General features: G+C 69.9%; 12 protein-coding genes. 6 read left to right on the top strand and 6 right to left on the bottom strand.

What is annotated here, in order from left to right:
- The first annotated feature begins 2 nt into the window (after window positions 1–2).
- The 3 genes from WG212_RS08490 (at window position 3) to WG212_RS08500 (ending at window position 2,198) form a co-directional block, all read left to right on the top strand.
- Window positions 3–686 carry an ABC transporter ATP-binding protein gene (locus WG212_RS08490; RefSeq protein ID WP_337186658.1) on the top strand — a complete coding sequence of 228 codons (684 nt, stop codon included), beginning with the start codon at window positions 3–5 and terminating at the stop codon, window positions 684–686.
- Complete coding sequence (locus tag WG212_RS08495) at window positions 683–1,909, top strand: ABC transporter permease (protein ID WP_337186659.1); 1,227 nt, start codon at window positions 683–685, stop codon at window positions 1,907–1,909. Before WG212_RS08490 ends, WG212_RS08495 begins: the two co-directional genes overlap by 4 nt.
- 76 nt (window positions 1,910–1,985) lie before the next feature.
- Complete coding sequence (locus WG212_RS08500) at window positions 1,986–2,198, top strand: general stress protein (RefSeq protein ID WP_337186660.1); 213 nt, start codon at window positions 1,986–1,988, stop codon at window positions 2,196–2,198.
- Between the two features lie 129 nt (window positions 2,199–2,327).
- Here WG212_RS08500 and egtB read toward each other — a convergent pair whose 3' ends face one another.
- Entirely contained in the window at window positions 2,328–4,532 is a 2,205-nt protein-coding gene (egtB, locus tag WG212_RS08505; RefSeq protein ID WP_337186661.1) for an ergothioneine biosynthesis protein EgtB, read from the bottom strand.
- Between the two features lie 264 nt (window positions 4,533–4,796).
- Between egtB and WG212_RS08510 the strand changes: the two genes are divergently transcribed.
- Both WG212_RS08510 and WG212_RS08515 read left to right on the top strand, forming a co-directional pair.
- Window positions 4,797–5,321, top strand: a complete 525-nt coding sequence (locus WG212_RS08510; protein ID WP_337186662.1) for a sigma-70 family RNA polymerase sigma factor — start codon at window positions 4,797–4,799, stop codon at window positions 5,319–5,321.
- A gap of 155 nt (window positions 5,322–5,476) precedes the next feature.
- A complete protein-coding gene (locus WG212_RS08515; RefSeq protein WP_337186663.1) occupies window positions 5,477–7,036 on the top strand; it encodes a long-chain-fatty-acid--CoA ligase in 1,560 nt (519 codons plus the stop codon).
- Here WG212_RS08515 and WG212_RS08520 read toward each other — a convergent pair.
- A complete protein-coding gene (locus WG212_RS08520) occupies window positions 7,033–8,505 on the bottom strand; it encodes an MFS transporter (protein WP_337186664.1) in 1,473 nt (490 codons plus the stop codon). The genes WG212_RS08515 and WG212_RS08520 overlap by 4 nt on opposite strands.
- Window positions 8,502–9,116, bottom strand: a complete 615-nt coding sequence (locus WG212_RS08525) for a glutathione S-transferase family protein (RefSeq protein ID WP_337186665.1) — start codon at window positions 9,114–9,116, stop codon at window positions 8,502–8,504. Before WG212_RS08525 ends, WG212_RS08520 begins: the two co-directional genes overlap by 4 nt.
- A 100-nt stretch (window positions 9,117–9,216) precedes the next feature.
- Here WG212_RS08525 and WG212_RS08530 point away from each other — a divergent pair, with 100 nt between their 5' ends.
- Window positions 9,217–9,444, top strand: a complete 228-nt coding sequence (locus tag WG212_RS08530; RefSeq protein WP_337186666.1) for a hypothetical protein — start codon at window positions 9,217–9,219, stop codon at window positions 9,442–9,444.
- Here the strand turns inward: WG212_RS08530 and WG212_RS08535 are convergent.
- The 3 genes from WG212_RS08535 to WG212_RS08545 all read right to left on the bottom strand — a co-directional run bounded on the left by WG212_RS08535 (window position 9,441) and on the right by WG212_RS08545 (window position 12,062).
- Window positions 9,441–9,932 (bottom strand): hypothetical protein, encoded by a 492-nt coding sequence (locus WG212_RS08535; RefSeq protein WP_337186667.1) that lies wholly within the window; start codon window positions 9,930–9,932, stop codon window positions 9,441–9,443. The genes WG212_RS08530 and WG212_RS08535 overlap by 4 nt on opposite strands.
- Before the next feature lie 60 nt (window positions 9,933–9,992).
- Window positions 9,993–11,483, bottom strand: coding sequence for an NAD(P)/FAD-dependent oxidoreductase (locus tag WG212_RS08540; protein ID WP_337186668.1), 1,491 nt, complete (start codon window positions 11,481–11,483; stop codon window positions 9,993–9,995).
- A 99-nt stretch (window positions 11,484–11,582) separates the two neighbouring features.
- Window positions 11,583–12,062 carry a VOC family protein gene (locus tag WG212_RS08545; protein ID WP_337186669.1) on the bottom strand — a complete coding sequence of 160 codons (480 nt, stop codon included), beginning with the start codon at window positions 12,060–12,062 and terminating at the stop codon, window positions 11,583–11,585.
- Window positions 12,063–12,357: the final 295 nt, after the last annotated feature.

Genomic DNA, 12,357 nt, shown 5'->3' on the forward strand with positions numbered 1-12,357 from the left:
GGATGATCGAGATCGGCGACCTGACCAAGGTCTATGTGATGGGCGACGAGGAGGTGGCGGCCCTGGCCGGCGTCAGCCTGTCGATCGACCGCGGCGAGTACATGGCGGTCATCGGCCCTTCGGGATCCGGAAAGTCGACCCTCATGAACATCCTGGGCGGCCTGGATCGCCCGACCGGCGGCCGCTACGCCTTCGAGGGCGAGGACGTGGGGGATTTCACCGACGACGAACTGGCCGACTTCCGCCGGCGGCGGATCGGCTTCGTCTTCCAGTCCTTCCAGCTCCTGCCGCGCCTCACGGCGCTGCAGAACGTGGAACTGCCGATGATCTACGCCGGCCTGTCCCGCGACGAACGGCGGGCCCGGGCGGCGGAACTCCTGGAGCGGGTCGGCCTGGGTTCCCGGATGGGCCATCGGCCCACCCAGCTCTCCGGCGGCCAGCAACAGCGGGTGGCCATCGCCCGTTCGCTCGCCAACCGGCCCGACCTGCTTCTGGCCGACGAACCCACCGGCGCGCTCGACACCCAGACCGGCGAGGAGGTGCTCCGGCTGTTCGAGGAACTGAACGCCGGCGGCCTCACCCTCGCCATCGTCACCCACGACCCCGACGTGGCGGCCCAAGCGGGGCGACGGGTGGCCTTCCGCGACGGGCGCATCGTCTCGGACGAGCGAGGGCGCGCGGCATGAGTTTCCTCGAACTGGTCCGTTTCGCCCTGGGCGCTATCGTCGCCCACCCCATGCGCAGTGTCCTGACCTCGCTGGGCGTGGTGATCGGGGTCGCCGCCGTGGTGATGATGACCTCGATCGGCCTGGGCGCCCAGCAACGGGTGACCGAGGCGATCTCGGGCCTGGGCTCGAACCTCATCATCGTCACGCCCAATTTCCAGCGCGGTCCGGTCAGCCAGGGCGCCGGCGGCGGCTTCTCGCTGCGCGACAGCGACGCCGAGGCCATCGCCCGCCAGGTCGAGAACGTGACCGCGGTGGCGCCCTTGGTGCGCGGCCAGGCCCAGCTCGCCTCGGACGGCGCCAACTGGAACACCCAGATCCAGGGCGTGACGCCCGACTACCTGCTGGCCCGCGACCTCAGGATCGCGGCCGGGCGGATGTTCGACGAGCGGGAAGGCCGGCAGGGCCGCAAGGTGCTGGTGGTGGGACCGACCGTCGCCCGCGAGCTCTGGGGCGACGCCGATCCCGTGGGCCGGCGGGTCCGCGTGCGCAGCGTCCCCTTCGAGGTCATCGGGGTGCTGGAATCCAAGGGCCAGGCGGGCTTCGGCCAGGATCAGGACGACGTCGTCCTGGCGCCGCTCAGCGCCGTGCGCTCGCGCATCACGGGGCGGCGCTTCCGGGGCGATGCTGTCCAGACGATCTATGTGAAGGCGGCCGACGAGCGGAGCCTGAACCAGGTCCAGGACGACGTGACCAACCTGCTGCGGGAGCAGCACAAGATCCGGCCGGGCGACGACGACGACTTCCAGACCCAGAACATGGCGTCCATCCTGGAAGCCAGCCAGGCGGCCGTCGGCGCCTTCACCGTCCTGCTGGCGGCGGTGGCGGGCGTGTCTCTGGTCGTCGGCGGCGTGGGCATCATGAACATCATGCTGGTCGCGGTGACCGAGCGGACCCGCGAGATCGGCCTGCGCATGGCGGTCGGCGCGAAGCGGAGCCATATCCTGATCCAGTTCGCCCTGGAATCCGTGTCCCTGTCGCTGGTCGGCGGGCTGATCGGCCTGGCGCTGGGCGTCCTGGGCGCGTTCGCCATCGCCCGGCTGGGCGAGTGGCCAGCCGCCGTCCCGGCCTGGGCCGGGCCCCTGGCCCTGGGCTTCTCGATGGTCGTCGGCCTGGTGTTCGGGGCCTATCCGTCCTGGCGGGCGGCGCGGCTGGATCCCATCGAGGCGCTCCGACGCGAATAAGTCTCACGTCGGGACGCAACCTTGACCGCGCCTCGGGGGTTCTCAAACGGCAAGCCCCCCAGAGGAGACCCCCTCGATGCCTACCGTCGATCCCGGCAAGCCCCGCGCCCGGCGCGGCTTCGCCGCCATGAATCCCGAACGCCGCCGCGAGATCGCCCGCAAGGGCGGCGCCAGCGTGCCCGGTGAGAAGCGAAGCTTCGCCAAGGACCGCGACCTCGCCGCCGCAGCTGGCCGCAAGGGCGGCGAAGCTTCCCGTGGCGGCGGCCGCAGCCGCAATCGCGAGAGCTGACTCACCAGCACCGCCCCTGACCGGAAACTGAGCGCGGACGCCCTCCCCCAGGCGTCCGCGTTCGTGTGTCTGCGAACCCATGGCCGCCGGCGGCCCGTCCAAACGCCGTGAGGGATGGCCTCGACGGGATCAGCCCCGCAGCCGCACCAGGGCGAAGGCGGGTTCGGGGCTGATCCACTGCGCCTCGACCCTCCAGCCGGCCGCCGCGGCCAGAGTGGCGAACCCCTCGGTCGTGAACTTGTGCGAGTTCTCGGTATGGAGGGTCTCTCCGGCGGCGAAGGCGAACGCGCGGCCACGGACGACCACCACCTGGTCCCGCAGGCTCACCAGATGCATCTCGATCCGGCTGCGCTCCGCGTTCCAGACGGCGCGGTGCGCGAAGGCGTCCAGATCGAAGCTCCCTTCCAGTTCGCGGTTGATGCGGACCAGAAGGTTGCGGTTGAACGCCGCCGTGACCCCCTGGGCGTCGTCGTAGGCCGCCACCAGGACGTCGGGATCCTTCACGAGGTCGATCCCCACCAGGAAGGTCGCGCCGGGCCCCAGGAGGCGTCGTGCGCCCGAAAGGAAGGCCTGCGCCTCGTCCGTCGTGAAATTGCCGATGGTGGAGCCTGGAAAGAACCCCACGACGGGGCGCCCTTGGGCCTCGGCCGGCAGCCTGAGCGCGTCGGTGAAGTCGTCGCGAAGGGGCGCCACCACCAGCCTCGGATAGTCGGCCCTGATGGCGGCGGCTGCCGCCTCCAGCGCCGAGGCGCTGATGTCGATGGGGGCATAGGTCGCCACCTGGGGCGCGGCGTCCAGCAGGATCCGCGTCTTGGTGCTGGCGCCCGAACCGAACTCGACCAGCGCGGCGCCCTCGGGAATCCCGGCGGCGATCTCGGCGGCGGAGGCCTCCAGCAGCGCGATCTCGGTGCGGGTGGGATAGTATTCGGGCAGTTCGGTGATCGCCTCGAACAGCGCCGAGCCGGCGGCGTCGTAGAAATGCTTCGGCGGTATCGCCTTCGGAGTCCGTGAGAGCCCGGCCAGGACATCGGCCTCGAAATCCGACGACGGGCCCGCCTCCCCTACGCCGTCCAGGGCCAGCCGCACGCCCGAGAACATCCAGCGCTGATGCGGATAGAAGAAATTGCGGTAGGTCGCCCGCACATGGCCGGGCGGCGTCACACAGGCGCCGCCGCGCAGCACGAACTGGCCCGACATGAACTTGCCGTTGTATTCGCCGACGGCCCCGGCGGCCGGGCGAAAGCCCGGGTAGGCGAGGTAGGCGCTCCGGGTCCACTGCCACAGACGCCGACGCATCTGCTGAAGACCGACGTCCGCCCGCGCCGGCGCGGGCTCGAGCCAGAGGCCCTCGTCCGCCTCGGGCGCCGCGCTCCGGGCGGCGTGCTCCCATTCCGCCTCGGTCGGAAGGCGCCCACCCGCCCAGGTCGCATAGGCGTCGGCCTCATAGTAGCTGACGTGGCTGACCGGCCGGTCCGGGTCCAGGGGGCGCAGGCCGTGCAGCCCCATCACCCGCCACCGCCCGTCGTCGTCCGGCCGCCAATAGGCCGGGGCCGCCCAGCCCTCCCCGCACACGCGCGCCCAACCGTCCGACAACCAAAGCTCGGGCCGCCGGTAGCCGCCGTCAGCCATGAAGGCCAGCCACTCTCCGTTGGTCACCAGGCGGTCGGCGAGCCGGAACGGCTCCAGCCAGATGCGGTGCCGCGGCCCCTCGTTGTCGAAGGCGAAGCCCGCACCCTCGTGCCCGATCTCGACAAGGCCGCCGGCGAAGGCCGTGTAGGTCATCGGCGCCGCCGGCTGCGCGGCCACCGCGCCGCGCGGAGGGGCATAGGCCGGCGCCAGCGGCGACTGGGCGAAGAGGTGCAGGACGTCCATCAGGATCAGTTCCTGATGCTGCTCCTCATGGGCCAGGCCGAGATCGAGCAGGGCGGCGATCGCCTCTCCCTCCGCGGCGATCAGGCGCTCCATCGCCGCGTCGACATGGGCGCGGTAGGCCAGGACGTCGGCCACGGTGGGTCGGGTGATCAGGCCGCGCGCCGGCCGCGGATGCCTGGGCCCCACCTGCTCGTAATAGGAATTGAAGAGGTAGCCGAAGCGCGGGTCGAACGGCCGATAGCCCGGCAACCGCGGCTCGAGCAGGAAGGTCTCGAAGAACCACGTCGTATGCGCCAGGTGCCATTTGGTGGGGCTGGCGTCGGGCATCGACTGCGCCGCCATGTCCTCGGGCGTCAGCGACCGGATCAAGGCCGCGGAGCCACGACGCACCTCCCGATAGCGCCCCAGGGCCGATCGAGCCTCGATCTGCCGGGCCGGGCGGGTGTCCTCGATGGCGCGCATGGATCGGCCTCCTCCGGGCCGCCGTCAGCAGCCTTCGACTCCGCGCATCATGGATACAAAACGAGAACACGGCAATGGGCCAGCGCGGCGCCCCGAACCGTGCCGCCCGGATTTCGGGCAAGGCTCCATCGGCGATCTCATCGCCCCGCGACAACGCCAGAGCCCGAACGCGGTTCCGGCTGGAACGCCCTGCGCTTCATTGCGTTCAACCTTTGCTAGTGTTTGCTTAACCCCTGGTCGCAGAACCGGGTCGTGAGGGCATGGATGGAATGGCGTGACGAGGTGGTGGCCCTCATACCGGCGTTGCGGGCGTTTGCGTGGTCACTCAGCCGCAACGGTTCCGACGCCGACGATCTGGTGCAGGACACCCTCATCAAGGCCTGGTCCAACCGCGAGAAATTCCAGCCGGGCACCAACCTGCGCGCCTGGCTCTTCACCATCCTCCGGAACACCTACTACACGACCATGACGCGCCGCCGTCGCGAGGTGAGCGACGAGAACGGGGAGTACGCCGAGAGCCTCACGGCGCCGCCCAGCCAGGACTGGAGCATCACCCTGCGCTCGCTCCAGGCTGCGCTTCAGCAGTTGCCGGACGAACATCGCGAGGCCCTCATCCTGGTCGGCGCGGCGGGCCTGTCCTACGAGGAGGCGGCCGAAATCTGCGGCTGCGCCCTGGGCACGATCAAGAGCCGGGTGAACCGCGCCCGCGCCCGCCTGCTCCGGATCATGGACGCGGACGATCCGGCGGAAGTCCTGATCGTCGAGACCCGCACCGCGGCCAGCGCCTGACCTGCGCCGACACGCCCCCCGTCATCTGGCCCCGTCATCTGGCGACCGCGGCTTTGCGACAGTGACCCTACGTGGGGTTTGGCCGTACGCCCTGCATCGGCTAGCTATCGCCGGAACGACGGGCGAATGGCCCGCTGGGAGCGAAACGGCGCCGCATGCAAGACGATCCGATCAAGACCCTGACCGACATCGCCACCGTCCACGGCCGCGAGCGCGGCGAGCGCGTGGCCGTGCATTTCGAAGGACGCGACCTGACCTACGCCGAACTGGACCGGAGATCCGGCCAGGCGGCGGGCCTGCTGCAACAGGCGGGCGTGAAACCCGGCGACCGCGTGGCCTGGCTGGGGCGTCCGTCCGAGGCCTGGTATGAAATCTTCTTCGGCGTGGCCAAGGCCAGGGCCTGCTTCGCCCCCATCAACTCGCGCCTGGCCGTGCCGGAGGTCGCCTTCATCCTGAAGGATTCCGGAGCGGACGTCTTTTTCGTCACGCCCGAGTTCTTCGACTTCGCCGGCGAGGTTCTGGCGGGGATGGACCGGCCGATCCGCACCATCGCCGTCGGTGGCGAGCATCCCGTCTTCCAGGCCTATCACGCGCTGCGCGATGCGGCCCCGGCGCCCCGGATCGAGCCCCCGCAGCCCGAGGACGACGTGCTGCAGCTCTACACCTCCGGCACCACGGGCCTGCCCAAGGGCGTACGACTGACCAACGCCAACTACTCGGCGTTCCTGGCGCTACGCCATCAGGTGGAAGGGTTCAGCTATGAGGCGGACGACACCGTCCTCATCCTGATGCCGATGTTCCATGTGGCCGGGACCAACATCAGCTTCTCGGGCCTGGCCGCCGGCGGACGGCTGGTGCTCCAGGCCGACTTCGTCCCGCCCGCGGTCCTGAAGGCCTTCGGCGAGGAGAAGGTGGCGCACGTCTTCCTGGCCCCGGTGATGATCAACGCCCTGCTCCAGACCCCGGGGGTCGATCAGGTCGACTATTCCAGCCTGAAGACGGTGTCGTACGGCGCCTCCCCGATCTCGGAGGCGGTGCTGGCCAAGGCGACCCAGACCTTCGGCTGCGGCTTCATCCAGTTCTATGGCATGACCGAGACCACGGGCGCCGGCACCACGCTCGCGCCCGCCGACCATCGCGGCCAGCTCCTGCGCTCGTGCGGACGGCCGTGGACGACGCTGGAGACCCGCATCGCGGGCGACGATGGCGAGACTCTGGGCCCTGGCGAGATCGGCGAGATCGAGATCCGCGGCCCGATCGTCATGGCGGGCTACTGGAACCGCGACCAGGCCACGGCCGAGACCATCCGTCCCGACGGCTGGCTGCGCACCGGCGACGCCGGATACATGGACGAGGAAGGCTTCTTCTTCGTCCACGACCGGGTCAAGGACATGATCGTGTCGGGGGGCGAGAACGTCTATCCCGCCGAGGTGGAGAACGCGATCCTGGGCTGCCCCGGTGTCGCCGACGCCGCCGTGATCGGGGTGCCCGACGACAAGTGGGGCGAAGCGGTGAAGGCCATCGTCGTGCGGGCGCCCGGGAGCGACCCCTCCCCCGCCGAGATCATCGCGTGGGCGCGCGGGCGGATCGCCGCCTACAAGGCGCCCAAGAGCGTGGAGTTCATCGACGCCCTGCCGCGCAATCCGTCCGGCAAGGTGCTGCGCCGCGAGTTGCGCAAGCCCTATTGGGAGGGCCTGGGCCGCAACGTCGGCTAAGGCCCGGCGGCCACGTCGGGGCTCCGGTCGAGCGGCTCGGGACGCGGGCGCGGCGCGAGCTTGAGGCGCAGCAGGCTCACCCCCGCCGCCACAAGGGCGAGCCCCGCGGCCAGGGCGAGGATGACCGTCGTCGCCGTCGTGCCGGCCAGATGGAAGAAGGCGGCCGTGGTGACGGCCCCCGCCGTCTGGCCCAGCAGCCGCGCCGTCGCGAGCGCGCCGCCCGCCGCGCCGCTGCGGTGCAGCGGGGCCGAGGTCACCATCGCGCGGTTGTTGGGCGCCTGGAAGAAGCCGAAACCCAGGCCGCAGAGCGCCATGCGCCAGACGATGTCGAGATCGGCGGCGCCGGGCTTCACCAGGGACAGGGCGGCGAGCCCGGCGGCGAACACGCCGAGCCCGATCCCGCCCAGCATCCCCGCGCGATGACGATCGGCCAGCCGCCCGGCAAGCGGTGCGGCGACGCCCACGGCCAGCGGCCAGGCCGTCATCAGCAGGCCCGTCTCCACGGCGCTGCGACCCAGTACGGTCTGGAAGTAGAAGGGCAAGCTGACGAAAGCCATCATCTGGGCGGTGAACGAGACGATCGAGGTGGCGATCGACAGGCCGAAGACCGGTATCCGCATCAGGTCGAACGGCACGAGCGGCGTGTCCCGCGACAGCTCCCGCCGGACCAGGAGCGCCGCGGCGACCGCGCCCACCGCCAGTTTCCACAGCCCGGACGCCAGGCCTTCGCGCGCCAGACTCTCGGCCCCCAGGATCAGGAAGCCGAACGCGAGAGCGTTGAGCAGCGCCGACACACCGTCGAAGGGGCGCGACGACCCTACCGTCCGCGGCAGCGCCCGCACGCCCAGGACGATGGCCAGGAGGCCGATCGGCACGTTGACGGCGAACAGCCAGGGCCATGAGGCATGGGCCAGGATGCCCGCGGCCACCGTCGGCCCCGCCGCCGCCGCCATCGAGATCACCAGGGCGTTCAGCCCGATGCCCCGGCCCAGCAGGCGTTTGGGGTAGGTGAACCGGACGAGCGCGGCGTTGATGCTCATGATCGCGCCTGCGCCCAGCCCCTGGAAGACGCGTGCGGTGGTGAGCTGGGGCAGGGTATGGGCCAGGGCGCAGCCCAGGGAGCCCAGGGTGAAGATCATCAGGCCCGCGATATAGACCCGCCGGTATCCCAGCCGGTCGCCCAGCGCCGCCAGCGGCAACAGGGTGACCGTGATCGCAAGCTGGTAGGCGTTGACCACCCAGATGGACGACGCGGCGCTGGCGCCGAGGTCCGCGGCGATGGTGGGCAGGGCGACGTTGGCGATCGCCCCGTCCAGCACCGACATGGCCATGGCCAGCCAGATGGCCGCCACCGACCAGTAGCGCCGTGGAATCGGCAGCCCGTCCTGCCCCCCGGCCAGCGGCCAGGCGTCGGTGTCGGCCGCCGGGACCTCGGAGCTTGGTCCCCCCTGGCGGCCAGGCCGACTCACGCGCTGGCGGCGGCGCTGGGACGGGCCTTCACGCGGGCGAACCAGTCGCTCACCCTGGCGTACCTGGCGTCGAGCGGCTGGCCGACGGCGGCGCCGAAGTCGAGGAAGCAGAACAGCAGGATGTCGGCGAGGGTGAACCGCCCGCCGGCGATCCACGGCCCCTGGAAGCCCGCCTCGAGCCAGGCGACGCCGTCCTGCGCCACCGCCTTCAAGCCCGGAGCCGCCTCGGGCAGACAGCGCATGCGGCTCTCGAACATCGGCAGGCCTTCGGCGAACCGGAAGCCGTTGGCCATCGGCTCGCAGATCTTCAGGTCGACGCGGCGCGTCCACATGCGGGTGATGGCCCGTTCCTCGGCGGTGGTCCCGATCAGGGGCGGATTGGGCGTCACCTCCTCCAGGTACTCGCAGATGGCGGTGATCTCGGCGAGATGGACGCCGTCGTCCAGTTCCAGCGCCGGCGTCTGGCCGGACGGGTTGACCGCCAGATAGGGCGCCTGCCGGTTCTCGCCGGCGCGCAGGTCCACCTCGACGCGCTCGACGTCGACGCCCTTCTCGGCCAGGAACATCTTCACGACCCGCGGATTGGGCCCGATGGAGGTGTAGAGCTTCACGTCGAGTTCCCTTCCCCGTTCTCGATCTTCGCGCCCCGGCTTAGCACGCCGGTCTCGCCGCGGGGTAGAATCCCTCGCCTCGCCGACGTATACTGCCGTTATGTCAGAGCGCAGCTTCCACCCCGATCTGACGGGTTCGGACGAGAGCCTGAACGATCTGCTGGCGCGCCTGAAGGCGCAGCTTTCGCGGCCCAGGGCTCGCCCCAACCGCTATCCTCCGCCGGACTCCGGCCACTTCGTCACCAGCCGACGGCCCCAGAACGGCTCAGGCGGCGCCGAGGCCCCGATCCCGGTGGATCGCCCCCTCCCCGACTGCCACGCCACCTAGCGGTTCACCAGCGACTCCATCGTGAAACGGGCGGCTAGGACGCAGGTGGCCCGCCCCTGCGCCGTCGAGACCGTCGCCGGCCGGCCGGGGCCGGGCCTGAAGAACCATTCGCCCCGGGCCGTCTTCACGCGCAGGGCGTTGGGACTCGTGAACTGGCAGACGGGGTAGGTTTCGGTTCCCCAGCCCGCGCCATAGCGCAGGGAGTCGCACGACATGTGGCCGAACTGCCGGGCGAAGACGACGTCGCCGTAGAGCGTGGACTTCGGCGCCTTCAGGCCCTGAGCTTCGAATTCGGCCCGACTCAAGGCGTCGCAGGGCGGTCCCTCGATCGTGGCGTCCGCCGCACGCGCCAAGGCGGCGTCGCGCTGGCGCAGGTAGCTTCCGCCGAAGAGGAACGCAGACATGCCGAGGCCGGCGACGAGGCCCACGGCGACCAGGACGTTTCGGCCACGGCGGCCTCGCCAAGCACGCGTGCGTGGACTCGCCATCTGTCGATCCTCCCCATCGACAGATTACATCTGTAAGTTACCGATGCAAGCGGGTCGGTCTCAGGCCGCCATCTTCTCGGACGCCGCCGACGAACGGCCCGCCGCGCGTGAGAACCGCAGAACCCCGTCCTCCAGCTTCGAATAGCGCAGGCTCATCAGGTCGAGCGCATAGTTCTGGTTCAGCTTCCAGGGGACCTTGTTCCCCTGCTTCGGGAACTTCGCCATCGCGCGCTGAACATAGCCCGACGAGAAGTCCAGCCACGGCTCGAACGTGACCGAGGGGTCGTCGTTGACCGGGACGACGGTGGTCGCACCCGTCTTCTTCATATGGTTCAGCAGGCGGCAGACGTATTCGCACGTCAGGTCGCACTTCAGCGTCCACGAGGCGTTGGTGTAGCCGAAGGCCGAGGCGAGGTTCGGCACGCCTTCGTACATCATGCCCTTGTAGGCGAGCGTCCGGCTGGGGTCGACGGCCTGCCCGTCCACGCTGACGGCGATGCCGTTCCAGACCTCCAGCACCAGGCCGGTGGCCGAGACCACCACGTCGGCCTCCAGCTCCTGGCCCGACTTCAGGCGGACGCCACGCTCGGTGAAGGTCTCGATATGGTCGGTGACCACCGAGGCGCGGCCGGACTTGATCTCGTTGAACATGTCGGCGTCGGGCACGAGGCACAGACGCTGGTCCCAGGGGTTGTAGCTGGGCGTGAAGTGGCGCTCGACGTCGTATTCCGGGCCAAGTTGCTCGCGCACCATCTTGATGATGTTGGCCTTTACGGCTTCGGGCTTCTTCCTCGCGAGGTTGAAGAAGTACATGCCGAACAGCACGTTGCGCCAGCGCACGATGTCGTAGGCCAGCTTGCCCGGCAGCTTCGAACGCAGCCAGTTGGCCATGGCGTCCTCAGCGGGACGGCTGACCACATAGGTGGGCGAGCGCTGCAGCATGGTGACGTGGCCGGCCGTCCGGGCCATTTCCGGCACGAGAGTGACCGCGGTCGCCCCCGAACCGATCACCACCACCTTCCTGCCGGCGTAGTCGAGGCCCTCGGGCCATTGCTGGGGATGGACCAACGCGCCCTTGAACGACTCCACGCCCGGATAGTCCGGCATGTACCCGCCATCGTACGAGTAGTAGCCGCCGCACATGAACAGGAAGCCGGCCGAGAAGGTGCGGACCTCGCCGCCGACCTGCGCCTCGACGGTCCAGCGGCCGTCGATGTTCGACCAGTCGGCGCGCGTCACCTTGTGGCCGAAGCGTACATGACGGTCGAGGCCGTTCTCGGCGGCGGTGTCGCGCACATACTTCAGGATCGAGGGGCCGTCGGCGATGGCCTTGGCCTGGGTCCACGGCTTGAAGGCGTATCCCAGGGTGTACATGTCCGAATCCGAGCGGATGCCGGGATAGCGGAACAGGTCCCAGGTGCCGCCGATGGCGGCGCGGCCCTCGAGGATGACGAAGCTGCGGTCGGGACAGGCCGACTTGAGATGATAGCCCGCGCCAACGCCCGACAGGCCCGCGCCGACGATCAGGACGTCGAAGTGCTCGATGGTCATTCCCGGTTTCCGTCCCCGAAGTGAACGCCTGAATAACTGATCGACGTTCACTTGTCAGGATGCCGAGGCGGGACCGTCAACCCCGGCCTTACGCCCTCTTCACCCGCGCCGCGCGGCCTCGATGGCGGCCACGTCGATCTTCCGCATCTCCATCATGGCCTCGAACGCCCGCTTGGCCTCCTCGCCGCCCGCCGCCATCGCCTCGGTCAGCACACGCGGCGTGATCTGCCAGGAGATCCCCCACCGGTCCTTGCACCAGCCACAGGCGCTCTCCTCCCCGCCATTGCCGACGATGGCGTTCCAGTATCGGTCGGTCTCCGCCTGGTCCTCGGTGGCGATCTGGAACGAGAAGGCCTCGCTGTGCTTGAATGCGGGCCCGCCGTTCAGGCCGAGGCACGCGACGCCGGCCACGGTGAAATCGACCGTCAGGACGTCGCCGGCCTTGCCCGACGGATAGTCCCCAGGCGCACGATGGACGGCGCTCACGAAGCTGTCCGGAAAGGTCCCGGCATAGAAGCGCGCCGCCGCTTCGGCGTCGGTGTCATACCAGATGCAGATGGTGTTCTTGGCGATCGACATGGCTTTTCCTTTCGCTCCGGAAGCGCCTCCCGGTGTCGTCGTCGCAGACGAAGCCGGCGGCGATGACTTCAAGACGTCCGCCGATCCGGCGTTCCGACACGCCGCCGCCTTCGGCTGGACCGAAACGCGGGAACGGCGGCCTCCGGGGCAGGAGGCGCTTGATTGTGACCGGCGATGGGCCTGAACTGTGGCGGCGCGACGGGCCACTCCGAGGCCGGCGCGCGAAGGCATTCATCCGGGCGGACCGACAAGTTCTCGCATCTATGGTTTTCAGGTCTTCCACCCCCCAGGCCGC

Source organism: Phenylobacterium sp. (genome assembly GCF_037189685.1).
GTDB lineage: Bacteria > Pseudomonadota > Alphaproteobacteria > Caulobacterales > Caulobacteraceae > Phenylobacterium.

What these genes read in the sequence shown, in the direction of transcription:
- WG212_RS08490 (WP_337186658.1), top strand. Translation starts at nt 3, where the DNA reads ATGATCGAGATCGGCGACCTGACCAAGGTCTATGTGATGGGCGACGAG.
- WG212_RS08495 (WP_337186659.1), top strand. Translation starts at nt 683, where the DNA reads ATGAGTTTCCTCGAACTGGTCCGTTTCGCCCTGGGCGCTATCGTCGCC.
- WG212_RS08500 (WP_337186660.1), top strand. Translation starts at nt 1,986, where the DNA reads ATGCCTACCGTCGATCCCGGCAAGCCCCGCGCCCGGCGCGGCTTCGCC.
- egtB (WP_337186661.1), bottom strand. Translation starts at nt 4,532, where the DNA reads ATGCGCGCCATCGAGGACACCCGCCCGGCCCGGCAGATCGAGGCTCGA.
- WG212_RS08510 (WP_337186662.1), top strand. Translation starts at nt 4,797, where the DNA reads ATGGAATGGCGTGACGAGGTGGTGGCCCTCATACCGGCGTTGCGGGCG.
- WG212_RS08515 (WP_337186663.1), top strand. Translation starts at nt 5,477, where the DNA reads ATGCAAGACGATCCGATCAAGACCCTGACCGACATCGCCACCGTCCAC.
- WG212_RS08530 (WP_337186666.1), top strand. Translation starts at nt 9,217, where the DNA reads ATGTCAGAGCGCAGCTTCCACCCCGATCTGACGGGTTCGGACGAGAGC.
- WG212_RS08535 (WP_337186667.1), bottom strand. Translation starts at nt 9,932, where the DNA reads ATGGCGAGTCCACGCACGCGTGCTTGGCGAGGCCGCCGTGGCCGAAAC.
- WG212_RS08540 (WP_337186668.1), bottom strand. Translation starts at nt 11,483, where the DNA reads ATGACCATCGAGCACTTCGACGTCCTGATCGTCGGCGCGGGCCTGTCG.
- WG212_RS08545 (WP_337186669.1), bottom strand. Translation starts at nt 12,062, where the DNA reads ATGTCGATCGCCAAGAACACCATCTGCATCTGGTATGACACCGACGCC.